The organism is Streptomyces sp. P13-3-3 (assembly GCF_050571355.1).
Lineage (GTDB): Bacteria > Actinomycetota > Actinomycetes > Streptomycetales > Streptomycetaceae > Streptomyces > Streptomyces althioticus.
The window spans coordinates 5,350,921-5,374,405 of sequence record NZ_CP192228.1 but is presented as its reverse complement, the minus strand read 5'-3'; the positions used below and the strand labels follow the sequence as shown (position 1 = coordinate 5,374,405).

The following is a 23,485-nucleotide window of genomic DNA, read 5'->3' as shown; positions in this document are numbered from 1 at the left end:
TCCGGCGTGGGGGCAGCGCCCCCGCCCGAACGGAGCAGCGATGGCACGAGACGCTGCTGCGCGGGTACGTACGTCCCCATGACCTCTGAGCGCCCCGACCCCGCAGTCCCGACGGCCACCTACCGGCTCCAGCTCCAGCCCGCCTTCCCCTTCCAGGCAGCCGCCGAAGCCGTCCCGTACCTGGCCTCGCTCGGCGTGTCCCACCTCCACCTCTCCCCCGTCCTGGAGGCGGTGCCCGGCTCGCAGCACGGCTACGACGTCGTGGACCCCACGCGCGTACGGGAGGAGCTGGGCGGCGAGGAGGGGCTGCGGGAGCTGTCCCGCACCGCGCGGCGGCACGGGCTCGGGCTGGTGCTGGACATCGTCCCGAACCACATGGCGATGTCCCCGCGCCACAACCCGGCCCTGTGGGAGGTGCTGCGCGACGGCCCGTCCTCGCGCCGGGCCCGCTGGTTCGACATCGACTGGGAGGCGCAGGGCGGGCAGGTGCTGCTGCCGGTGCTCGGCGGGCCGCTCGGCGAGGTGGCGGACGAGCTCAAGGTCGACGGGGACGTCCTGCGCTACTACGACCACGCCTTCCCGCTGCGCGAGGGCACGGCCTCCCTGCCGCTGCCGCAGCTGCTGGACGCGCAGTGGTACCGGCCCGTGTGGTGGCGGCTGGCCCGCACCGAGTTGAACTACCGCCGGTTCTTCAGCATCTCCGAGCTGATCGGGGTGCGGGTGGAAGACCCCGAGGTGTTCGAGGCGACGCACGCGAAGATCCTGGAACTGCTGCACGAAGGGGTGGTCGACGGGCTGCGCGTGGACCACCCGGACGGACTCGCCGACCCCGGCGGCTATCTGCGGCGGCTGCACGAGGCGACGGGGGACCGCTGGACGGTGGTGGAGAAGATCCTCGCCGACGGCGAGGCGCTGCCCTCCTCCTGGCCCGTCGCCGGCACCACCGGCTACGACGCCCTGCGCCACGTCGACGGGCTGTTCCTGGACCCGGGCGGGTTCGGGGAGCTGGCGGACCGCTACCGGGCTCACGCGGCCCCGCAGACGGACCGGGGCGGCGACTGGGACGCCACGGTGCGGCGGGCCGCGTACAAGGTGCTCACGCACGAGCTGGCCACCGAGCTGGACCGTCTGACCCGGGTGGCGGGGCGGCTGTGCGCGACCGCCCCCGAGACCGCGCTGCGGGACCGCGCGCCCTGGGCGCTGCGCACCGCGCTGACGGAGCTGCTGGTGCGGCTGGAGGTGTACCGGCCCTACTCCCCCGAGGACGCGGCCACGGTGGTGACCGAGGAGGCGGCGGCCGAGGCCAGGCGCGCGTTCGCCGTCCCGGAGGAGGCGGGCGCGGTCGACGTCGTACGGGACCTGCTGCTCGGGCGGTACGGGGACGGGCCCGCGTACGTGGAGTTCCGTACGCGGTTCGCGCAGACGGCGTCGGCGCTGCGGGCCAAGTCCGTGGAGGACACGGCGTTCTACCGCTACGTGCCGCTGCTGTCGGCGACGGAGGTGGGCGGCGAGCCGGGCGACCCGGCGGTGGAGCCGGACCGCTTCCACGCGTACTGCGCGCGCGTCCAGCGCGACTGGCCGGCCACCGGGACGGTGCTCTCCACGCACGACGCGAAGCGCAGCGCGGACGTGCGGGCGGCGCTGCACGTGCTCACCGAGTGCCCGGGGCGCTGGGCGGACGTCGTCGCGGAGGCGTCCCACGCCGGGGAGGCGGTGCCCGACGGGCAGACGGCGTGGGCGGCCTGGCAGACGGTGTTCGGGCTCGGCCCGGCCGAGGAGGAGCGGGTGCGGGCGGCGCTGCTGAAGCATGTGCGTGAGGCGGGCCTGTTCACCAGCTGGACGGAGCAGGAGCCGTCGTACGAGGAGGCGGTGGCGCGGTTCGTGGCGGCGGGTCCGTGCGGGGTGCCGGGGCGGAAGGCCGCGGAGCTGCGGGAGGCGCTGGAGCCGCACATCCGGGCGAACGTGCTGGGCGCGGCGCTGGTGCATCTGACGATGCCGGGCGTGCCCGACGTGTACCAGGGCACGGAGCGCGAGTACCGGGCGCTGGTCGATCCGGACAACCGCCGGCCCCCGCGGTTCGGCGAGGACGGCGGGGACGGCGAGGACGGCGGGGAGAAGGAGGCGGTGACCCGGGCGGCGCTGGCGCTGCGGGCGCGGCGGCCGGAGGTCTTCGGCGCGACGGCGTCGTACGAGCCGCTGACGGCCGAGGGTCCGGCGGCGGGCCACTGCCTGGCGTTCGTCCGCTCCGGCGCGGTGGTCACGGCGGTGACCCGGCTGTCCCTGCGTCTCGCGGAGGCGGGCGGCTGGGGTGACACGCGGCTGCCGCTGCCGCCGGGACGGTGGGCCGATGTCCGGGACTCCGGGCGGGAGTTCGAGGGGGGCGTGCGGGTGACGGAGCTGTTCGCCGCGTCGCCGGTGGCGCTGCTGGAGCGGGTGCCCGAGTGACGGTGGTTCCGACTGTGGGGGCGCTGTGCGGGGTCGGTGCCGGGTCGGCGCACGGCCGGTGCGGACCCGTGGGACGCGGGGCGGGCGCGGGACGGCCGACGTGCGGGAAGAAGGCCGCGGCGTGCCTCTGAGCGCCCCCGGGCGGCTCCCCCGCACCGCCCTTGACACCGTCTCGCGGCCGTGGGGTACTGCGCAGTGCGAGTGCGGGCGGTGACGGGGGGTGGGTCCGCTGCGGGAGTCGCGCTATCCGACGGTGGCCGAGCTGGTCTTCTCCGCCCGGGCGCTGGCGATCCAGTGGCCGGGTCTGTGTACGCTGCGGCAGGTGGGGACGTCCCGTGGGGGACGGCCGCTGCACCTGCTGTCCGTGGGGCGCGCCCGGCACGCCGTCCTGGTCGTGGCCGGCGCCCACGCCAACGAGCCCGCGGGCAACGGGACGCTGCTGGCGCTGGCCCGGCGGACCCTGCTCGAGCGGGAGCTGCGCGACGGCGTCTCCTGGCACTTCCTGCTGTGCGCGGACCCCGACGGGGCGAGCCTGCACGTCACCCCGGCGCCGCGCAGCCTGTACGACTACCACCTGGGCTTCTTCCGCCCGGCCGGGCCCGAGCAGCCGGAGTGGGCGCCCTCGGTGCTGCCCGCCGACCGGCTGCCCCCGGAGACGCGGGCGCTGACCGGGGTGATCGACGAGCTGCGGCCGTTCCTCCAGGTGTCCCTGCACGGCACGGATCTGGGCGGCAGCTGGGTGCAGTTGACGCGGGACGTGCCCGGGCTCGCGGAGCCGTTCGCCAAGTCGGCGGCCGAGCTGCACATCCCCGTCGAGACGGGCGCCTCGGACGCGGCGGGCTGGCCCGCCTCGGGGCCCGGAGTGCACGTGATGCCCGCGCCCGAGGCGGCCCCGGCCTATCCGAGCCTGAGCGACGACGCCCGGCACAGCACCTGGTACCACGCGCACCAATACGGCGGTCTGACCGCGGTGGTCGAGGTGCCGATGTGGGCCAGCGACCTGGTCGACGACCCCGCCCCGCACCCGGCGCCGGACACGGCGATGCACACGCTCGCGGAACGGCTGCTGCGGGACGCGGACGCGGTGCGGCACGTGCTGGAGGACGTACGGCCGGGGCCGCCGCCCGCCGAGGCCGACGGTCCGCTGCTGCGGGCGGCCACCTGGGTGCTGGAGCTGGTGCCGGGACTGGCCGCCGACCTGGTCCGCACCCCGCCCGCGGACGGCACCCGCGCCTACGTCGGCAGCGTGGACGCGTTCGCGCGCCGGGTGCCGCTGCGGGCGGCGGCGATGCTGCGGCGCGCGCTGCGCGACACCGACGCCCAGGCGGCGGCCCGCCTGGACCGCCTGGTCGCCCACTGGAGCGACGCCTTCGCCACTCGCTTCCGCGCCCGCTGGGTCCCGGTCCGCCACCAGGTGGAACACCAGTCCCGCACGGTGGTGGCGGCGGCACGGCAGGCGCGGGTGGGTTCGACGTGAGGGGGCCGGTGCGGCACGCCGCCCCGGCCGGGTGAGACGCGGGACAGACGTCCCGCCCCCCTCTGCGACGGTCAACGGCTCGCATCGAGTGCTCCGGCACGCCCTGCCGGGGCCCCGGCACGGTCGACGGCCCCCGCACGGGATGCGGCACCCGGCCACGACAGCCGCATCGCCGGACCCGTAGGACAGCACCCCACACCGGCGCGCTGCCCGGCTCGCACCGGGTGCCCGGCACGGTCGACAGCCCCCGCACAGGATGCGGCACCCGGCCGCGACAGCCGCATCGCCGCACCCGTAGGACAGCACCCCACACCGGCAAGCTGCCCGGCTCGCACCGAGTAATCCGGCACGCCCAGCCGGGGCCCCGGCACGGTCGACAGCCCCCGCACGGGATGCGACACCCGGCCACGACAGCCGGGCCGCCGGACCCGTAGGACAGCACCCCACACCGGCAAGCCGCCCAGCTCGCACCGAGTGCTCCGGCGCGCCCTGCCCACGTGCCCGGCGCCTGCACGGAGCGCAGGACCCCCGGGCACAGCAGCCAGGGATTCCGGGGCCTGTAGGGCGACGCCCCGGCCCACGCGCGACGCAAGGAGTTCGGCGTCGGGCAGCGCCCGGAGCCGGCCTCACTCGGCGTCACGGGCGGTCACCCTTGCCCCGGGGCGGCACGCCGCCCGCGTCTCACGTCCCGTCGAGCGCGAACAGCGCCCCCGTGTGGGCACGGAGCGTGCAGATGTTCGGGAAGGTCTCCGACCAGCTGACCGGACGGTCGCGCCACACGCCTTCCGCGTGGGCCGTCACCGGGGCGTAGATCATCGGGCAGAGGGCGTCCTCCGCGGGGAGGGCGGTGATGCGGCCGTCCGCGGCCGACAGCTGCGCGCAGGCCTCCTCCGCGCGCGGGTGGCCGCCGCCGGGCGGGTCGCACCGCAGCAGGGTGCCGCCCTCCGCCCCGGCCGCCGGGTCCTCCCCGTGGCTCACGCCGAGCATCAGATAGTTCCCGGGTTCCGGCGAGGTGTCCGCGTGGGCGGAGGGCGTCGCGCCGGCGAGCAGGAGGAGAGCCGCGGCGGACAGCCCCGCCCCTGCCGTCTTCACTGAGGTGTGCGTCATTCCCGGTGCATCGGCACGGCGGGCCCGGGACCCCAGCCCGGCTCACCCGAACGGGAGGCTCCGGGTGTCCTCCGTACGGCCAGGGCGCACACGGCGCGGATCACCCGGGCCTGGTACTCCGCCTGGCGGTCCACGGGGATCCAGCGGGCGCCGAGCCTGTCCCGGAGGTCCGCGCAACGCGCGTCAAGCAGCCGGTTCAGCTCGGGCAGCGCGTCGGCGGGGTCGTGTCCGGCGCGGGTGACGAGCTGGTGCAGCAGGCCGGCGGTGCGCAGCGCGAGGCGCCTTCCCGCGAGGCGCAGCGCGGCCAGGCGGGCCGTCGTCATGGGCGGCAACGGACGCGCAGAATCGTTCCCGCAGTCGGGGTCCCAGGCGTCCGCGAGGCCCGGGCAGACCAGGAGGTAGTCCTCGACCGGGGCGAGCAGCCGGTCCGCGTCGGGCACGCCCGCGACGTACGGGCGGATCCGCGCCGCCAGCTCACCGAGGAGCCCGGTGTCCCGGCGCAGGGTGCGGCTGACGGACCGCAGCTCCGCGTCCGGGTCGGGGTGCGGGGCGCCGTTCCCGACGGCGGCGACGCCCCACATCGGCGCCTCCACGACCGCGGTGACCGTGCCGTACCCGTAGGGGTGGTACCACGTCGACTCCACGGCCGCCTCGGTGATGGCGGCGGCCAGGTCCCGGCGCCGCGGTGGCGGGATGAGGTAGACGGCGGGGCCGAGACCGGGCCAGTACAGGGCGTCGTACGCGCCGAGTTCGCGCGGCACGCCGAGGCGGGCGGCGACTGCGGCGACCCGGCGGTCGAGGCCCGGCAGCTCGTGGGTGAGCTCGACGAAACCGCCCCCGACGTCCACGCCGTGCAGGGAGCACTGGAGGAAGGGGCGCAGTTCGTCCTGGAGGGCCAGCAGCGCCCGGGTCTCCGGCAGCGCGGCGGACGCGGCGCCGTCCGGCAGCCACTCGGGCTGTTCCAGGAAGCCGGGGCGGTAGAAGTGACGGAAGTGGCGGCCGAGGGTGTAAGGACCGGTCAGCCAGCGCTCGTTGTGGCGCAGGCCGTCGGGGTCGAGGCAGAGCAGCAGGTTCCAGGTGACGTCCGCGCCGTCGGTGAAGCGGCGGTCGGCGAGGGCGTGCTCCGCCAGCCGCAGCACGGTGGCGCCGCCCACCGGTTCGTTGGCGTGGGGTCCCGCGACGACGAGGGCCTGGCGGCTGCCGTGGCCGACGCTGAGCAGCCACAGCGGGGTGCCCGCGCGGGAGACGCCGACGCGGCGCAGACGCGCGTCGCGGGGATGGCGGGCGGCGAGGGCGGCGGCCCGCGCGCCGAGTTCGTCGACGGTCGGATAGCTCAGGAGGGGCGTCAGGTCACACCTCCACGAAGCGACGCCGTCGTCCACCGGAAGTACAGGCCGTGCGGGGAGTGCAGAGGTCTTTCGAGCGGGGAGCACGGGGAGTGCGAGGTGCCCCTACAGTCAGTCACGCTGCCGGGGTGACGTCAACACCGTTACCCAACAACAAGGTGTACATGCCCGTCAGTTGACGGAGAGACGGTAGACGATCCGGCCGAAACCCACCTGGTCCCCCTCGCGGACCACGGCCGCGCCGACCACCCGACGGCCGTTGACCGTCGTGCCGTTGGTGGAGCCGAGGTCGCGCAGCACCCACAGGCCGGCCTGATGGGTGAGTTCGGCGTGCACGCGGGAGACCGTCTCGTGGGTGAGCCGCAGCCCGTTGGCCGGGTCGCGCCCTATCCGCAGCGGGTGTCCGTGCGCGGGGTGCGGCAGCAGCAGCTTCGGCAGTTTCTCGGCCCGCCAGGCGCGGCGCAGCCGCACGGTGAACCCGGAGACCGCCTCCACCGAGCCGAACACCACGCGCGAGAAACGGCTCTCGCGCGGCAGGTCCGCGGTGAGCGCGGCGAGTTCGTCGGCGCGCCGCGCCACGAGCGCCAGTTCCATGCGCCGGATGAACGTGTCGTGGGAGAGGCGGCCCTTGGCGACGCCGTCCCGCAGCACACTCAGCGCCTTGTCGCGCTCCGCGTCGGAGAGCCGCGCGGGGTACGTGGAGAACTCGAAGGACGACGTCACGCGGTCGATTGTCGGTCAGCCGAGGGTGAGCTGTCCAGAAACCCCGTAAGCGGAGGACGGGCCCCCGCCTGTGGGGGGGGGTGCGCCGCTCCCCGGCCCGCCCCGGCACGCACACCTCGGGCGACACCCGCCGCAAAACGGCGGATCCCCCGGCGAATTGATCTCCGATGCCGCACGATGGAGGCGCTTCATCACGGTGAGCAGACGAAGGGGAACCGTCCGTGCAGTTCGAGGTGTGGGCACCACAGGCCGGCCGAGTGACGCTCCGGTGCGACGGCGTCACGCGCGCGTTGGAGCGCGATCCCGAGCGGGAGGGGTGGTGGCGGGGGGAGGCCGAGGCGCACGACGGCTCCCGGTACGGCTTCGCACTCGACGACGGTCCGGTGCTGCCGGACCCCCGGTCGCGCCGCCAGCCCGACGGCCCCGACGGGCTCAGCGCCGTCGTCGACCACGACCGCTTCGAGTGGAGCGCCGAGTGGACCGGACGCCCGCTGCCCGGCGCGGTGCTGTACGAGATGCACGTCGGCACCTGGACCCGCGAGGGCACCTTCGACGCCGCCGCCGAACGGCTCGGCCACCTCGCCGACCTGGGCGTCACCCACGTGGAGTTGATGCCGGTGTGCCCGTTCCCGGGGCGGCACGGCTGGGGGTACGAGGGCGTCTCGCTGTGGGCGGTGCACGAGCCGTACGGCGGGCCCGAGGGGCTGAAACGGTTCGTCGACCGGGCGCACGCGCTGGGGCTCGGCGTCGTCCTGGACGTGGTGCACAACCACCTCGGCCCGTCGGGCAATCACCTGCCGCGGTTCGGACCGTACTTCACCGACACGCACCACACACCGTGGGGCGTGGCGGTCAACCTGGACGCGCCCGGCTCGGACGAGGTGCGCGCGTACCTCGTGGACAGCGCGCTGACGTGGCTGCGCGACTACCGGATCGACGGACTGCGCCTGGACGCGGTGCACGCGCTGGTGGACACCCGCGCGCGCCACTTCCTGGAGGAGCTGTCGCAGGCCGTGGACGAGCTGGCCGCCGACACCGGCCGGCCGCTGTTCCTGATCGCCGAGTCCGACCTCAACGACCCGCGGGTCATCACCCCGCGCGACCGGGGCGGCTTCGGCATCCACGCTCAGTGGAACGACGACTTCCACCACGCCCTGCACGCCGCCCTGACGGGCGAGTCGCAGGGTTACTACGCCGACTTCGCGCGCGCCCCGCTGGCGGCCGTGGCCAAGACGCTCTCCGGGGGCTTCTTCCACGACGGCACCTACTCCAGCTTCCGCGGGCGGCACCACGGGCGGCCGCTCGACCGCACCCGCGTGGCCGCGCACCGGCTGCTGGGCTACAGCCAGACGCACGACCAGGTGGGCAACCGGGCCCAGGGCGACCGGCTGGCCGCGCTGGTCTCCCCCGGGCTGCTGGCCTGCGCGGCGGCGCTGACGCTGACCGCGCCGTTCACGCCGATGCTGTTCATGGGCGAGGAGTGGGCGGCGGGCACGCCGTGGCAGTTCTTCACCGACCACACCGACCCGGAGCTCGCGAAGGCGGTCAGCCAGGGGCGGCGGCGGGAGTTCGCGGCGCACGGGTGGGCGGAACAGGACGTGCCCGACCCGCAGGACCCGGCCACCCGTGACCGCTCCTGCCTCGACTGGTCCGAGCCCGAGCGGGAGCCGCACGCGCGGATGCTGGCCTGGTACCGGCAGCTCCTCGCGCTGCGCCGCGAGCAGCCCGACCTCACCGACCCGGACCTCGCCGACACCAAGGTGGCCTACGACGAGGACCGGCGCTGGCTGGCCTTCCGCCGCGGCGACGTCCGCGTGGCCGTGAACCTGGGCGCCGAACCGGCCGACATCCCGCTGGGCTCCCGCGAGGCCCGCGTCCTGGCGGCGTGGGAGCGGGTGGACGTCCCCGGGGCGGACGGTGTGCTGCGGTTGCCGGGGGAGTCGGCGGTGGTGTTGCTGCAGGAGTGAGAGGCGCGGGGCGCGGGGCGGGGGTGCCCCGCCCCGCGCTGTAAGTCCCGTGGGGCCGCGCCACGGCACCGCCCCTCGCGCCCCGGCCGCGGCGAGGACTTGCCCCGGCTCGCGCCCGGACCGCCCGTGGCGCCTCACGGCACCGGTGGCGCTGCGGCACGACGGGCGCCTCAGGCGTCGAGGGGGTCCGCCAACCCGCGCCCGGGCGCTGGGGCGCTCCTCACCGACTGCGACGCCGGACCGAACGCCGTGACGCGGGACGGTTCCGCCGACCCCGTGTTCGGGCCGCCTGGGGCGCCCCACGCCACCGGTGACGCTGCGGCACCACCAGCGCCCCAGGCCTCGAAGGGGTCCGCCAACCCACGCCCAGGCGCCGGGGGCGCTCCACGCCGGACCGAACGCCGTGACGCGAGACGGTTCCGCCGCCCCTGCCCTCGGACCACCTGGGGCGCCCCACGCCACCGGTGACGCTGCGGCACCACCAGCGCCCCAGGCCTCGAAGGCGTTCGCCAACCCACGCCCAGGCGCCGGGGGCGCTCCACGCCGGACCGAACGCCGTGACGCGAGACGGTTCCGCCGCCCCTGCCCCCGGACCGCCTGGGGCGCCCCACGCCACCGGTGACGCTGCGGCACCACCAGCGCCCCAGGCCTCGAAGGCGTTCGCCAACCCACGCCCGGGCACCGGGGGCGCTCCACGCCGGACCGAACGCCGTGGCGCGGGACGGTTTTGCCGACCCCGTGTTCGGGCCGCCTGGGGTGCTTCACGGCACCGGTGGCGCTGCGGCACGGCGCGCGCCCCGCCCCCTGCCCCCCTAAGGTGCCGCGTCGCTGTCCCGGAGGTCGGTGACGCGTTCCAGCATGATGGGTTCCCAGGCGCGGCGGAGGCGGGTGCGGAGCAGGGGGAGGGACGCCGTGGCGTTGTGGACGAGTGCCTCGGCGAGGTGGATGACGCAGTCGCAGCGGGCCAGCCACAGGCCGCGCAGGCAGGGGCGGGCGCCGTAGCCCGCCAGCGTGGCCGCGCGGACGGCGGCGGGGGCGCCGACGGCGCGGGCCAGGCCCGCGATGTCCTCGGCCGGGTCGCCGACCACCGCCGTGTCCCAGCCGAGCACCCCCCGCACCCGGCCGTCCGCGCCGACGACCAGGTTGCCGCCCGTGAGGGCGTGGTGCACCAGCACCGCCGAGCCGGCCTGCGCGGCGAGCTGCACCGTCGCGGCCTGGGTGAACTGGCGCAGCCGCGCCGCCTCGAACTCGTCGGCCTTGTCGAGCAGTTCGACGGCCTCCCCGGCCGCCCGCCGCAGGGTCTCCAGGGAGCGCGGCGGCACGCGGGGCACGCCCAGCGACTCGGCCTGCCGTACCGGCACCTGGTGCAGTCCGGTGAGCAGGGCCGCGAGGTCGGTCTCGCCGACGGCGGACACGGTGTTCTCCTCCGCCGTGCCGCCGGGCAGCCGGGTCTCCAGCGTGCACAGCAGGCCGGGCGCCCACTCGCCCTGCGCCACCCCGACGGGCAGCGCCACGGACACGTGGGGGCGCACCACCTCGCGCAGACGCAGCTCGCGGCGCCACCGCACGCCGGTCGCGCGGTCCGGGGCGAGATGCAGCACGTACCGGGTGCCGACCAGCCAGGTGGTGAGGCCGGCGCCGTCGCCCGCGGGCCGCACGTCGAGGGCGGCGGACGCGCTCGTGCCGTGCCCGCTGTCCTCGAGCAGGGACCGGGCCAGCCGGCGGACGGTGTCAACGGTGGGTGTCGGTGCCTGGGTCATGGTCGCGCCGTAGCCGTTCGGGAGAGGCAGGGTGGGGACGGGGCGGAAGGGCCGGTCGGTGCCGCTCAGTCGACTATCACCATTTCCCGCTCCGTCTCGTTCAGCCGCCGCCCGCCGTCCTCGGTGACGGTCACGATGTCCTCGATCCGTACCCCGAACCGGCCCGGCAGATAGACGCCCGGCTCGACGGAGAAGCACATGCCGGGGACGAGCGGCCGCTCCTCGCCCTCGATCATGTACGGCGGCTCGTGGGTGGTGACGCCGATGCCGTGCCCGGTGCGGTGGATGAAGTACTCGCCGTACCCGGCGCCGGCGATGACCGCGCGGGCCGCCCGGTCGACGTCCTGGCAGGCCGCGCCCGGCCGCACCGCGCGGAAGCCGGCCTCCTGCGCCTCGCGCACCAGGTCGTGCACCCGGCGCTCCTCCTCGGTGGGCTCGCCGACGTGCACCGTGCGGGAGGTGTCGGAGCCGTAGCCGTCCTTCAGGCCGCCGAAGTCGAGGACGACCATGTCGCCGCGCTCGATCCGGCGGTCGCCGGCCTCGTGGTGCGGGTTGGCGCCGTTGGGGCCGGAGGCGACGATGGTGAAGTCGACCTGGGCGTGGCCGAAGCGGCGGAGCAGCGCGGCGAGGTCGGCGGCCACCTCGGACTCCCGGCGGCCGGAGAAGCGGACGTTCCTGATCTCCTCGAACGCGGCGTCGGCGGCGGCGCCGGCCGCGGCGAGCCGCTCCAGCTCCGCGGCGTCCTTCACGGCGCGCAGCATCGGCAGCGCCTCGGTGAGGGAGACGTACGAGGTGCCGGGGAGCGCCTGCTGGAGTCCCAGCAGATGCAGCGCCCAGGCGTTGTCGCTGACGCCGAACCGCCCCCGGCCGTCAAAAAGCGCGGCGGTGAGGGCGTAGGGGTCCTTGCCGTCGGTCCAGTCACGCAGGGTGAGGGCAGGCGCGCCGGTGGCCTTCTCGGCGTCCGGGGCCTCCAGGGTGGGGACGACGAGCACGGGTTCCCGGCCGGCGGCCAGGACCAGCAGGGTGAGCCGCTCGGTGACGGCGGGCGGTGCGTACCCGGTGAGCCACACCAGGTCCGGGCCCGGCGCGACGAGCAGCCCGGCGAGCCCGGCGTCGGCGGCCTGCCGCGCCGCCCGTTCCATACGGGCCTTGTAGTCGTCGGCGGTGAAGGGCACGGGCGCGGTGCCGGTCATCCGGATGCCTCCCAGGGGCGGACGTCGGGGCTACGGTCAGCATCCTGCCCGCCGAACGGGTACGGCGCGAGCCGGTTGCCGGGGTTGCTCCCGGAGTCACCCCGTCCGGGCGCGGGGCCGCCGGCTCCGCGGGCCCCGACGCGCCCGCGGGTCGTCTGCGGCCCGTCCCCGGCGGAGCCGCCCCCTCACGTGAGGATGCCGGGAACCGCCGTCAGCTGCTGGTAGCCGCCCGTGGCATGCCGGACCGTCAGGCGGATCGGGGTGCCCGGTGCGGTGCGGGAGACCTCGTGGGCCAGGTCCGCCGCCGTGTCGACGCGGGTGGCGCCCACGGCGAGCAGCAGGTCGCCCTCGCGGAGACCGGCCGTGTGGCCGGGGCCGGGGTTCTGCACGCCGACCACCAGGGCGCCCGGCCGGCCGTCGTCGGTCACCTCCACGCCGAGCCGGGCGGAGAGGGCCGGCCCGGACGCCGGGGCGGGGCCGGCCCACGCGGCGGCCAGGACGCCGAGGACGGCTCCGGCCAGCAGCAGGACCAGCCCCGCCGCGGCCCGCCGGCCCCACCGGCCCCGCGGGCGCCCGGCGGGCGAATGTGCGGGGGCGGCGGGAGCGGGGTCCGGCCGGGGGCCGGCGTGGCAGCCGGGCATCGGCCGGGGGCGGAGCGCGGGGGGTTCCACGGCGGCCGGCCCGTCAGACGAGGACCGGGGGCGCCGGGGACCGGTGCGGCAGGAAGCCGTGTACCCGCCCGGACAGGTACTCGTCCTTGTACCGGTCCACGCTGCGGTGCCAGTTGAGGATGCCCGCCATCCAGTTCTGCAGGTCGGTCACATAGCCCCGCATGACCGCGCGCGCCTCCTCCGAGAGCTGGAAGTCGTCGTACACGACGGGCAGTTCGTGCTCGACGACGTGCTCGAACTGCCGCATGCGCTGGTTCATCAGGTCCGCGACGACGGGCAGCGCGGTCGCGTAGTCGATGCCGAAGAAGTTCTGCACGACGAGGACCGCGTTGTGCATCTCCCCCTCGAACTCGATCTCCTTCTGGTACGAGAACACGTCGTTGAGCAGGCAGGCGAAGTCGATCGCCGCGTTCTCCAGGGAGCGCACCGGACCCGTGCGGTACACCTCCGGCGGGACCGCGGGCCCGTGTCCGGCGCGGCACAGGCCGAGCGTGAGGTCGGAGCCGAAGGTCGCGCGGCGCATCTCCAGGTAGTCCACGGGGTCCGGGACGCGGTTCTGGATCTGGTTGGACAGCTCCCACACCCACGACTCGGTCATCGTGTCGACGGCCGTCCGCAGCGGGCGGCGCTGCTCGGGTGTCATGCCGGCCGTGGTGCGGGCCCACAGGTCGATCAGGGACCGCTCCATGGCGTTGGCGGGCAGGGGCACCTCCTCGCCGTCCAGCGGCATGCAGGCGGACAGCCGGGCGGTGGTGAGCCGGGCGGCGGCCAGGTCGCGGCGGTGGCCGTAGACCAGCGGGTAGTAGTCGTCGCCGTAGGTGCCGAAGGCCAGCCAGCCGGAGGCGAGGTCGAGCTGTTCCTGGGTGGCGTCCGGGTCCAGGCCGGCCGCGCACAGGGGCAGGTCGCAGCTGGCGAGCTTGTCCTCGTCCCAGACGCCCTCGCCGAGGATGCCCATGCGGTGCGCCCACTCCAGCAGATGGCGTCGGGAGCCTTCGAGGGCCGGGCTGAGGGACAGTGGGAACGGCATCCGGATCTCCGGGACGACGGACGGGCCGACCTTCCGGTACGGCACGTGCCGGTAGGGGCGCAGCCGCTCCGAGGCGGCGCGGGCGAGGAGCGCGCCGACGTCGGCGGCGGACGTGCCGGGGCCGGTCAGGGCCTGCCAGGAGGGGCCGGGGCGGGCGTTCTCGTTCATGTAGCGGCTGGAGCGCAGGTGCCACTCGTGGCCGCCGGACTGCCAGTCCTGGAGCCCCTTGGCGTAGGCGGCGACGGCGGCGGTCTCCGCCGGGGTGAGCCCTTGCTCCAGGGCGACGGCGGGCACCTCGGTGAACGCGGTGTGCTCGAACTGGTGCAGCCGTGAGGTGAGGACGTCGTTGACGAGGTCGGCGGCCTCCTGCGTGGTGCAGCCGAAGAACGTCTCCAGGACGAGGACGCCGTTGCTGAGCTCGCCCTCGTCCTCGACCTCCCGCTGGTAGGAGAACAGGTCGTTGCGCAGGTGCACGGCGTCGGAGAACGTCTCCATGAGCACCCGCAGCGGGCGGGTCCCGGCGACGGCGGCCGGCACCTCGGCGGTGGCGTACTCGACGAGTCCGGCCGACCAGGGGGCGCCGCCCACCTTGCGGCGCATCTCGATGTACTCGACGGGGTTGGCGATCCGCCCCTCGTTGATGTTGGACAGCTCCCACAGGGACTCGTTGAGGAGGTGCTCGGTGGCGACGGCGAACCGGCGGCGCCAGTCCGCGGACATGGCCGGCACGGTCCGCGCCCACAGGTCGGCGAGGCCCGCCTCGACCGGGTTCTCCGGCTCGGGGACGGGCGTCCCCGGCTCCAGGGGCATGAACAGCGGCAGCCGGTCCAGGTGGGCCTTGCCGCCGACGCGGTCCTGGGTGCGCTTGTACTTCTCCAGGAAGTGGTCGTCGAAGAAGAACACCCACACGTACCAGTCGGTGATCAGGGACAGCGCGGGGCCGTCGCAGTCGGGGTGCGTGTAGGCGCAGAGCAGGCCGTAGTCGTGCGCGTCGAGGTCGGCCTGCTCCCAGACCCCGCTGCCCTCCAGCATGCCCATCTCGCGCGCCCAGGCCGTGGAGTGGGCCCGGGCCTGGTCCACGTGCGGATTGAGGCGCGCGGGGTGCGGCATGTAGAAGTGCGGGAGTTCGAAGGGCTGCGTCATGGCCGGGGGCTACCCGTGCCGCTCCGGCCGCATCCACGGCCCGCCCGGTGATCACACCTTCGCGTGAAACCTGCCCGGAAACGGGAGTTGGGGGCTCAGGTCCGTACCTGGATCAGCGCGTGGGTGCCGCTCGTGCGCCAGCGCCCGTCCTCCTCCGCGTCCAGCGCCGCCTCCGTCGTCGGGGCGAGGCCGGTGATCACGTCGGACTTGAGGGTGCGCAGGGCGGCGGCCGGGCCCGGGAAGTAGGCGGTGACGCCGGCGAACGGGGTGGTAGGGGGCCAGTACCGGTCGCCCACGAGCCGGCGGTAGTTGAGGTCGCCCTTGAGGACGGTGAGGGTGGCCTCCGCGAAGTCGGCGCGCAGGTCGTCCGGCATGTCCGCGTAGGGCAGGGGCGCGCAGGAGAACGGGTGGGCGCGCAGTTCGAGCCGGCCGTCGGTGAGGGCGGCGCGCAGGCGGTGTCCGTACGCCCCGGCGGCTCCCTCGGCGGCGGTGAGGCGGCGTACGGCGTCGAGGACGTCGGCGGTGGTGGCGTCGGAGACGTAGTACGGGTGCGGTTTGACGTGCAGAACGGCGCGGGCGACGCGCCCGTGGGCGAGCAGGTGGGCGATCAGCAGCAGGTCGGGGACGAGTTCACGGCCGGCGTTGTCGGCGACCAGGCAGAGGGTGCCGGCCGGGGAGCCGTCGAGCAGGGACCACAGGCGCTCGCTGTCGTCGGCGACGAGGGCGGGGACGGCGGCGGTCTCCTCGGCGCCCTCGGCGGACATGCGGAAGCCCAGGTCGGCGCGGTTGCCCCAGAGGGAGCCGTGCAGCAGGGCGCGGGCGCGTTCGTCCTCGGGGAGGTCGTCGAGGGCGTCGAGCGCGGCGAGCTCCTCGTCGGTGGCGGGCGCGTCGAGCTCGGCGAGCTTGGCGGGGCGGAAGGGGTCGATGCCCTGCCAGGGGCCGGGCTCGAAGTAACCGACGGCCTGGAGCAGTTGGCGGTAGAACCAGCTCTCGGACCACAGCCAGGGCACGTCGTGCCAGGAGCGGCCGGCGTGGTCGTCCATGCCCCAGGCGGCCCACCGGTCGCGGTCGTGGGCGCCGGCGGGCAGGGGCGTGACGGGGCCCTCGGTGCAGTTCGCCAGCAGGGCGTCGAGCGCGCGGCGCTGCTCCGGGCCGTAGGGGGTGTCCTCGGCGACCTGGCGGAGGATCGCGGGGTGACGCTCGGCCAGCACGCCGTACGGGAAGGTGCCGGGCTCGTCGGCGACGATCACGGGGGCGGCGGGGGTGTCGGGCATGGGGCTCACCGTAACCCGCCGGGCGGCCGCGCGCCGGGCGTCACAGCGGGGCGGGCTCCCGTTCCAGCCGGGCGGCGAGGGACAGGTAGCGGGCGCGGCGGGTGACGGGGACCAGGCCGCGGATGAGGAGCTGCCACATCTCGGCGGTGCGGCGGGGCTGGCGGGTGACGGGTTCGCGGGCGCGGCCGACGACCCGGGTGCCGACGAAGAAGCAGACCAGGGAGTGGGCGACGACGTCGATGTCGGCGTCCGGGTGGACGTCGGCCTCCTCGACGGCGGCGGCCAGCCTGGCCGAGACGATGTCGAGCCACTCGGTGAAGGGGTGGCTGAGCGGCGGGCGCGGCCGGGTGACGCCGGTGGCCAGCCGGAGCCCGGCCCGCAGCACGGGGTCCTCGGCGGACATGCGGGCCATGCAGAAGGTGAGGCGCATCAGCGCCTCCAGCGACGTGCGGCCGCGGGCGCCGGTGTCGCGGACGAGCCGGCGGCAGGTCGCGGACTGGAGTTCCAGGATGGCGTGGGCGAGGTCCTCCTTGGCGGCGAAGTGGAAGTAGAGGGCCCCTTTGGTGACGCGTGCGTGCTCGACGATGTCGCTGAGACTGGTCGCTTCGTAGCCCTGCCGGTCGAACAGGTCGGCCGCGGCCGTGATGATCGTCGCGCGGGTCTTCTCGGCGCGTACCTGCCTTGCCATCGACTGCACTCCTGTGGCCGGAAAGCGACGGTCCATGCCGTTTGTTTCTAACGCCCTGTACACGATAACTCACGGTGTGCTGACGTTCATCACCCCGGTGGGCGTGCTCAGTTGAACACAACCGGCATACAGGGCGTACGCCGCGTGGCGAAACAGCATGCGCGGTATCCGTGCGCACGCCCCCGCGCGCCGTACGGAGCCTGCACTTCCGCTTAGCAGGTTCTCACGGTTCATCACAATGCGGCAGCGACGCCTCACTTCGCGTGGCTGTTCACTTGACGACCAGTGGTTCCACGCGGTTGGCTCCGGCCAGCGAGAGTCACCCGGACGGCCGCACCTCACGGTGGCCCGAATCCGCCGGTGCCCCTCCCCTGCACGTAGCTCCGCCGGCACAGCGAGGTCCGCGCTCCTCATGAACACTCGTCCCCCGTCCCGCCGCCTCTCGAGCCGAACGGCGGTCCTGGCGGCCGCGATCGGTCTGCTGGTGACGGGCTGCTCCTCCTCCGGCACGGACGAGGGGGACGCCGGCGCGGGCGTCGTGAGCGGCTCCGGGGACCTGCGGGTCGCGCTGGTCACCCACGGCAGCGAGGGCGACGAGTTCTGGGACCGGGTGCGCAAGGGCGCCGAGGCCGCCGCCGCCAAGGACGGCATCGAACTGACCTATCTCAGCGACCCCGACGGGGCCGGACAGGCCGACCTGGTGCGCCGTGCCGTCCGCGACGGCGTCGACGGCATCGCCCTCACCCTGGCCAAGCCGCAGGCCATGAAGGGCCCGGTCAACGAGGCGCGGGCCGCGGACATCCCCGTGGTGGGCCTCAACTCCGGCGTGGACGCCTGGCAGAAGGCCGGGCTGCTGACGTTCTTCGGCCAGGACGAGAGCCTGGCGGGCCGCGCGGTCGGCGAGAAGCTGAACCAGCTGAAGGCGAAGCACACGCTGTGCCTGGTGCACGAGCGGGGCAACGTCGGTCTCGAGGCCCGCTGCGCCGGCGTGAAGAAGACGTTCCGTGGCACGAGCGAGAACCTGTACGTGGACGGCACCGACGAGCGGGCCGTCTCCGGCATCCTCACGGCGAAGCTGCGCCAGGACCCCTCCATCGACCAGGTCGTCACCAACGGCGCCGACTTCGCGCTCCTGGCCGTGGACGCGGCGGCCGAGGCGGACAGCGGGGCGGAGGTCGCCACCTTCGACCTCAACGAGGAACTGGTGGACGCCGTGCGCGGCGGCAACGTCCGCTTCGCCGTCGACCAGCAGCCCTACCTCCAGGGCTACCTCGCCGTGGACGCGCTGTGGCTGTACCGGGCCAACGGCAACGTCAGCGGCGGCGGGGCCGCGCCCGTCCTCACCGGACCGGCGTTCGTCACGAGGACGGAGGCGGACTCGGTCGCCTCCTTCGCCGCCGCCGGAACCCGCTGACGGCCGCCGTGCGTACCGTTCCCACCACCCGACAGCTCTAGGACCACGATGTCTCGACGGACAGGTGCCCGGCGCCGTCTCGGCTCCATACGCCTCTCGCTGATCCTGCTCGCCCTGGTGCCCTGCGTCACCCTCGCCGCGCTGTGGGGCCTGACCACGATCCGCATGTTCTCCGAAGGTCTGGAGCTGCGGTCGCAGACCCAGCTGAGCCGGTCCACCGGCGCGATGGGCACGCACGCCGCGCTCGACCTCCAGCGGGAGCGGGCGCTCACCGCCGACTGGCTGGCGGGGCCGGACGGTTCGCGGTCCGCGCTGGTCACCCAGCGGCGCGCCACCGACCGGTCCGTGGCGCGGCTCATGGGACAGGCCGACGCGATCGCGCAGGCGCCGGCGCGCATCTCGGACCGGCTGTACTCGGTGCTCGGCTCGGTGGGCAGCCTGGAGTACTACCGCGACCAGATCGACGACCCGCGCGACATCACCGCCGAGGAGGCGCTGGAGCAGTACACGTCCGTCATCGACGACCAGATCCACGCCTTCCAGGAGCTGTCCCAGGTCGACGACGGCGACCTCACCTCCCGGGCGCAGCCGCTGGTGTCGCTGGAGCACGCGGCGGAGCTGGTGTCCCGGGAGGACGCGCTGCTCACCCTCGCCTGGCCGTCCGGGCGTCTGGAGGCCGAGCGCCGGCAGGAGTTCGCCGAGCTGGTGCACACCCGGCGCTGGCTGGTCGCCGACCAGATCACGCCGGCGCTCACCGGCGACCTGAAGACGCAGACCGAGCGGATCCTGTCGAGCCCCGAGTGGCGCGCGCTGGAGGCGGTGGAGGACCAGGTGCTGGCCACCCCGGCCGAGGGGAAGGCCCAGGAGGTCGAACTGCCCGACCTGCGCGACCGGTGGGCCGACGCCATGGACAAGGTCGCCCCGCGGTACGACGCCTTGATCCGGCAGCAGACCGGCGCGCTGCTCACCCGCAGCGCCGACGAGGCGCGGAGCCTGCTGGTGACGGCCGCCTCGCTGAGCGCGGCGGGGCTGCTCGCGCTGCTGCTGTGCGTGAGCCTGTCCTGGCGCATCACCCGCTCGCTGTCCCGCCGGCTGCGCGGACTGCGGCTGGCCACCCTCGGCCTGGCCCAGGAGCGGCTGCCGGACGTGGTGGCCCGGCTGGAACGCGGCGAGAAGGTCGACCCAGAGTCCGCGACCACGCCCCTGGACTACGGACACGACGAACTCGGCCAGGTGGCGCAGGCGTTCAACACCGCCCAGCGCACGGCCGTGCACACCGCCGTCGAACTCGCCGACACCCGCCGCGGCTTCCAGAAGATCATCCTGGGCATCGCGCGGCAGAGCCAGAACCTGGTCAACCTCCAGCTCAGCAAGCTCGACGCGCTGGAACGCCGGCACACCGACCCCGAGGTCCTCAAGGGCCTGTACGAACTCGACTCCGCCGCCAGCCAGTTGCGCCGGTACGAGGAGAACCTGGTCATCGTCAGCGGGGAGCGCCCCGGCCGCACCTGGAGCGAGCCGGTCGCGCTGATCGACATCCTGCGCAGCGCGGTGGGCGAGGTCGCCCAGTACCAGCGGGTGGAGGTGTTCGCCGACGAGGAGGTGTCGCTCGCGCCGCCCGCGGTGGCCGACGTGATCCATCTGCTCGCCGAGCTGATCGACAACGCGACGGCGTACTCGCCCGCGCCGAGCCCCGTCACGGTGCGGACGGCGATGGTCGCCAGGGGCCTCGCCGTCGAGATCGAGGACCGGGGGCTCGGCCTGTCCGAGGAGGACTACGCCTCCCTCAACGCCAACCTGGCCGAGCCGCCGCAGTTCGACGTGGTGGCCCTCGCCGACGACCTGCGGCTCGGCATGTTCGTGATCTCCCAGCTCGCGCACCGCCACGGCATCACCGTCACCCTGCGCCCGTCGCCGTACGGCGGCACCACGGCGATCGTGCTGGTGCCGCACGAGGTGGTCGTCGTGACCGACGAGCCGTCGGACACGGTGCGGGAGGCGTCCGCCGCCCAGGACGCCCCGGTCGACGCCGTCTCCTCCCCGCCGCGTCCCCTCCCGACCCGGGACCGCTCGGGCGCCGCGCGCAAGGCCGCGGCGGAGGGCGCCGCGCCCGGGTCGGACGACCCCGGGCCGGCGGCGGACGGGTCCGGCACCGCGGGCGCCGGAGCCGGCGGCACGGAGGGACGGTCCGACGCGACGCCGGGCGGCTCGGGGGCCGCCGCCGAGGACGCCTCGGCCGGCCGGGACGACGCCACCGACAGGCCTGGCGCCGCCGCGGACGCGCCAGCGGCCGACGGGAACGACGTGGGTACCGCGGCGGCCGGTCCCGTAGCCGCGCGAGCCGACTCCCGGTCCCCTCGGGGCGTTTCCGGCTCGGCACGGGCGGGATCCGCGCCGGCGGACGACGACACCGCGACGCCACGCACCGCGTCCGCGCCCCCGCACGAGCCCGCCGCGCCCGAGCCGAACGGCAGCGGCGCCGCCCGCAAGGGCGGCCTCGCCCCGCTCCCCCGGCGCGTGCCGCAGACCAGCCTCGCCGCCGAACTGCTCGAGGAGCCCTCCGCCGAGGACCCGTGCGACGACGAGTTCACCGCCGAGCACGCCGCCTCCTCCCTGGCCTGTTTCCAGCAGGGCACGCTCCGGGCGCGGGACACCGTCGGTGACGCGCCCGAGGACGGGCCGCCCCGCGTGCCCGCGCCCGCCTCCGGGCATCCGACCCCGACCGCTGACGCCGACCGCTGACCGCTGACCGCTGACCGCTGACCGCCGACGAAGGAACACCGCCATGACACGCCCCCTGCCCGCCACCCACACCCAGCTGGACCAGCTGCTGACCGGACTCGTGGAACGGGTCGCCGACGTGAACCAGGCCGTGGTGCTCTCCGAGGACGGCCTGGTGGTCTCCAAGTCCACCGGCTTCCTGCGCGACGACGCCGAGCGTCTGGCCGCGACGGCGTCCGGCCTGATGAGCCTGAGCAAGGGAGTCAGCATGGACTTCCGCGGCGGCCCGGTGCGCCAGGCGCTCATCGAGATGGCGCACAGCTACCTCATCCTCACCTCGGCGGGGCCCGGCGCCCATCTGGTGGTGCTGACCGGCCCGAAGGCGGACGTCGGCGTGGTCGCGTACCAGATGAACATGCTGGTGAAGAAGATCGGCGAGCACCTGAGCGCGGCCCCGCGGGACACCAGCGGTCCCGCCGAAGACCCAGGCGTGTGAGGTGGGCGGGAGCGACCCTTCGGGCCGGCTGGTACGGCCGTTCACCCTGACCGGGGGCCGCACCCGGCCGAGCCGCGCCGACTTCACGCTCATCACGACGGTGACGGCGGCGGACCCGCAGCCCGAGACGGCCGCCCGGCCGCAGCCCGAGCACCTGCGGATCCTGCGGCTGTGCGCCCGCCCCATGGCGGTCGCCGAGCTGGCCGCGCGGCTCGACCTGCCGGTGAGCGTGGTCGTCATCATGCTCTGCGACCTGCTGGAGGCGGGCCGGATCACCGTCCGTCCCCCGCGTCCCGTCACCACCCCGGATCCGGACCTGCTGCAGAAAGTGAGGGAAGGCCTTGGCCGGCTCTGACACCGACGTCCGGGCGTCCGCCGACGGCGGCGCGCCCGACACGGTCAAGATCCTGATCGCCGGCGGTTTCGGCGTGGGCAAGACGACCATGGTCGGCTCGGTCAGCGAGATCAGGCCGCTGCGCACCGAGGAGCCGCTGACCATGGCGGGCCTGGACGTCGACGACCTGGACGGCGTCGAGGAGAAACGTGTCACCACGGTGGCCATGGACTTCGGCCGGATCACCGTGTCCGACGACCTGGTGCTGTACCTGTTCGGCACGCCGGGGCAGCAGCGGTTCTGGTTCATGTGGAACGACCTGTCCCACGGTGCGCTGGGCGCGGTGGTCCTGGTCGACGTGCGGCGGCCGAAGTCGAGTTTCGCCGCGATCGACTTCTTCGAGCGGCGGGGCATCCCGTTCGTGGTGGCCGTCAACGGCTTCCACGGCGAGCACCCCTACCCGGTGGAGGACATCCGGGAGGCGCTGACGCTGCCGGCGGAGGTGCCCGTGCTGCTGTGCGACGCGCGGGAGCGGGAGTCCTCGCGGGACGTGCTGATCGCGCTGATCGACCTGCTGATCGCGCAGGCGGCGGCCGCCGCCGGATGAGCCGGCGCGGCGCGGCGGGACGCCCCCGCGGGGTGCGGCGGACCGTGGGCCGCACCCCGTGACGGGCCTCAGACGAGACCGGCGGACTTCAGCCAGGCCTTGGCGACGTCCAGCGGGTCCTTCTTCTCCAGCTGGACCTCGGCGTCCAGGTCGAGCAGCGTCTTGGTGTCCAGCTTCGCGGAGACCGCGTTCAGCGCCTCGACGCCCTCCTGCGGCAGCCCGTCCTTGCGCACCAGCGGGGTGACGTTGGCGTACCCGAAGAGGTTCTCCGGGTCCTTCAGGACGACGAACTTCTCCTTGACGATGGTCGGGTCCGTGGTGAACACGTCCGCGGCCTGGACCTCGTTCTGCGCGAGGGCCGCCTGGGTCAGGGGGCCGCCCGCGTCCAGCGCCTTGAAGGACTTGAACGTCAGCCCGTAGACCGCCTCCAGGCCCTTGAGGCCCTGCTGCCGGGTCTGGAACTCGGGCGAGCCGCCGATCACCAGCTCGGGCGCGGCCTCCTTGAGGTCGGCGAGCGTGGACTCGGCGGTGAGGCCGTACTTCTCGGCCGTCGCCGCGTTGAGGGCGACCGAGTCCTTGTCCTCGGCGGGCGAGGACTCCAGCAGGGTGAGCTGCTTGTCCAGCTTCGCCTTGACCGCCTCGTTGACCGCGTCGGCGGAGGTCTGCTCGGCCTTCTCGTCGAGGTAGGCGAGGAGGGAGCCGTTGTACTCGGGAAGGACCGTCACCGAGCCGTTCTTCATTAGGCCGTAGGTGGTCTCCCGGCTGCCGATGTTGTGCTTGTAGGAGACCTTGAGGCCCTTGGCGCGCAGCGCCTCGCCGTAGATGTCGGCGAGCAGGGTGGACTCGGCGAAGTTGTTCGAGCCGACGACGACCGTGCCCGCCTCGGCCTTCTCACCGTCCAGCGGGTTGTCGGAGGTGTCCCCGGAGGAACATCCGGTGAGCAGCGCCGCCGCGGCGGCGAGCGCGACCGCCGCCGCCCCGTGGTGCCTCGTCCTCGATCTGCTGCTCTTCGCCGTAGAAGTCATTCACCGATCCAATCCAGCCGTCTCACGCCCGGTCAAGAACGTCAGGGTCACATTTGTCGTACAACTG

18 protein-coding genes are annotated in these 23,485 nt (G+C 74.7%); 8 read left to right on the top strand and 10 right to left on the bottom strand.

Annotated features, from left to right (window positions below; translation table 11 throughout):
- Nucleotides 1-78: 78 nt before the first annotated feature.
- The gene (gene treY, locus ACQZOG_RS24175; RefSeq protein ID WP_359595701.1) at nucleotides 79-2,445 is read left to right on the top strand and encodes a malto-oligosyltrehalose synthase; all 2,367 of its coding nucleotides are present in this window, start codon (nucleotides 79-81) and stop codon (nucleotides 2,443-2,445) included.
- Between the two features lie 220 nt (nucleotides 2,446-2,665).
- Nucleotides 2,666-3,922, top strand: coding sequence for a M14 family zinc carboxypeptidase (locus ACQZOG_RS24170; RefSeq protein ID WP_430741796.1), 1,257 nt, complete (start codon nucleotides 2,666-2,668; stop codon nucleotides 3,920-3,922).
- Between the two features lie 681 nt (nucleotides 3,923-4,603).
- Here the strand turns inward: ACQZOG_RS24170 and ACQZOG_RS24165 are convergent.
- From ACQZOG_RS24165 to ACQZOG_RS24155, 3 genes are all read right to left on the bottom strand, one after another.
- On the bottom strand, nucleotides 4,604-5,029 hold the full coding sequence (locus ACQZOG_RS24165; RefSeq protein WP_203549897.1) for a subtilase-type protease inhibitor: 426 nt from the start codon (nucleotides 5,027-5,029) through the stop codon (nucleotides 4,604-4,606).
- Nucleotides 5,026-6,411, bottom strand: coding sequence for a M14 family zinc carboxypeptidase (locus tag ACQZOG_RS24160; protein ID WP_430741795.1), 1,386 nt, complete (start codon nucleotides 6,409-6,411; stop codon nucleotides 5,026-5,028). The genes ACQZOG_RS24165 and ACQZOG_RS24160 overlap by 4 nt, the downstream gene beginning before the upstream one ends.
- A gap of 135 nt (nucleotides 6,412-6,546) precedes the next feature.
- On the bottom strand, nucleotides 6,547-7,098 hold the full coding sequence (locus ACQZOG_RS24155) for a DUF1707 and FHA domain-containing protein (RefSeq protein ID WP_033273976.1): 552 nt from the start codon (nucleotides 7,096-7,098) through the stop codon (nucleotides 6,547-6,549).
- Between the two features lie 221 nt (nucleotides 7,099-7,319).
- Here ACQZOG_RS24155 and treZ point away from each other — a divergent pair, with 221 nt between their 5' ends.
- Nucleotides 7,320-9,065 carry a malto-oligosyltrehalose trehalohydrolase gene (gene treZ / locus ACQZOG_RS24150; RefSeq protein ID WP_261675816.1) on the top strand — a complete coding sequence of 582 codons (1,746 nt, stop codon included), beginning with the start codon at nucleotides 7,320-7,322 and terminating at the stop codon, nucleotides 9,063-9,065.
- Nucleotides 9,066-9,877: 812 nt separating this feature from the next.
- Here the strand turns inward: treZ and ACQZOG_RS24145 are convergent.
- From ACQZOG_RS24145 to ACQZOG_RS24120, 6 genes are all read right to left on the bottom strand, one after another.
- Nucleotides 9,878-10,825 (bottom strand): aminoglycoside phosphotransferase family protein, encoded by a 948-nt coding sequence (locus tag ACQZOG_RS24145; RefSeq protein WP_058917194.1) that lies wholly within the window; start codon nucleotides 10,823-10,825, stop codon nucleotides 9,878-9,880.
- A gap of 65 nt (nucleotides 10,826-10,890) precedes the next feature.
- Entirely contained in the window at nucleotides 10,891-12,018 is a 1,128-nt protein-coding gene (locus ACQZOG_RS24140; RefSeq protein ID WP_430741794.1) for an aminopeptidase P family protein, read from the bottom strand.
- 185 nt (nucleotides 12,019-12,203) lie between these two features.
- Nucleotides 12,204-12,689: a PDZ domain-containing protein gene (locus ACQZOG_RS24135; protein ID WP_382001552.1), complete on the bottom strand. Its 486-nt coding sequence runs from the start codon at nucleotides 12,687-12,689 to the stop codon at nucleotides 12,204-12,206.
- Between the two features lie 13 nt (nucleotides 12,690-12,702).
- On the bottom strand, nucleotides 12,703-14,859 hold the full coding sequence (gene cyc2 / locus ACQZOG_RS24130; protein ID WP_382001555.1) for a germacradienol/geosmin synthase Cyc2: 2,157 nt from the start codon (nucleotides 14,857-14,859) through the stop codon (nucleotides 12,703-12,705).
- A 95-nt stretch (nucleotides 14,860-14,954) separates the two neighbouring features.
- A complete protein-coding gene (locus ACQZOG_RS24125; RefSeq protein WP_033273982.1) occupies nucleotides 14,955-16,133 on the bottom strand; it encodes a damage-control phosphatase ARMT1 family protein in 1,179 nt (392 codons plus the stop codon).
- A gap of 40 nt (nucleotides 16,134-16,173) precedes the next feature.
- A complete protein-coding gene (locus ACQZOG_RS24120; protein ID WP_033273983.1) occupies nucleotides 16,174-16,821 on the bottom strand; it encodes a ScbR family autoregulator-binding transcription factor in 648 nt (215 codons plus the stop codon).
- Nucleotides 16,822-17,233: 412 nt separating this feature from the next.
- Here ACQZOG_RS24120 and ACQZOG_RS24115 point away from each other — a divergent pair, with 412 nt between their 5' ends.
- From ACQZOG_RS24115 to ACQZOG_RS24095, 5 genes are read left to right on the top strand one after another with little or no spacing between them, the layout of a single operon-like run.
- Nucleotides 17,234-18,235 carry a substrate-binding domain-containing protein gene (locus ACQZOG_RS24115; RefSeq protein ID WP_033273984.1) on the top strand — a complete coding sequence of 334 codons (1,002 nt, stop codon included), beginning with the start codon at nucleotides 17,234-17,236 and terminating at the stop codon, nucleotides 18,233-18,235.
- A 48-nt stretch (nucleotides 18,236-18,283) separates the two neighbouring features.
- Nucleotides 18,284-20,977 carry a sensor histidine kinase gene (locus ACQZOG_RS24110; protein ID WP_430741793.1) on the top strand — a complete coding sequence of 898 codons (2,694 nt, stop codon included), beginning with the start codon at nucleotides 18,284-18,286 and terminating at the stop codon, nucleotides 20,975-20,977.
- A 43-nt stretch (nucleotides 20,978-21,020) separates the two neighbouring features.
- The gene (locus tag ACQZOG_RS24105; RefSeq protein WP_033273986.1) at nucleotides 21,021-21,452 is read left to right on the top strand and encodes a roadblock/LC7 domain-containing protein; all 432 of its coding nucleotides are present in this window, start codon (nucleotides 21,021-21,023) and stop codon (nucleotides 21,450-21,452) included.
- A gap of 1 nt (nucleotide 21,453) precedes the next feature.
- Entirely contained in the window at nucleotides 21,454-21,807 is a 354-nt protein-coding gene (locus tag ACQZOG_RS24100; RefSeq protein ID WP_033273987.1) for a DUF742 domain-containing protein, read from the top strand.
- A complete protein-coding gene (locus ACQZOG_RS24095; RefSeq protein WP_037642309.1) occupies nucleotides 21,794-22,393 on the top strand; it encodes a GTP-binding protein in 600 nt (199 codons plus the stop codon). The genes ACQZOG_RS24100 and ACQZOG_RS24095 overlap by 14 nt, the downstream gene beginning before the upstream one ends.
- A 68-nt stretch (nucleotides 22,394-22,461) precedes the next feature.
- On the opposite strand, the gene ACQZOG_RS24090 is transcribed toward ACQZOG_RS24095, so the two are convergent.
- Complete coding sequence (locus ACQZOG_RS24090) at nucleotides 22,462-23,418, bottom strand: ABC transporter substrate-binding protein (RefSeq protein ID WP_033273989.1); 957 nt, start codon at nucleotides 23,416-23,418, stop codon at nucleotides 22,462-22,464.
- Nucleotides 23,419-23,485: the final 67 nt, after the last annotated feature.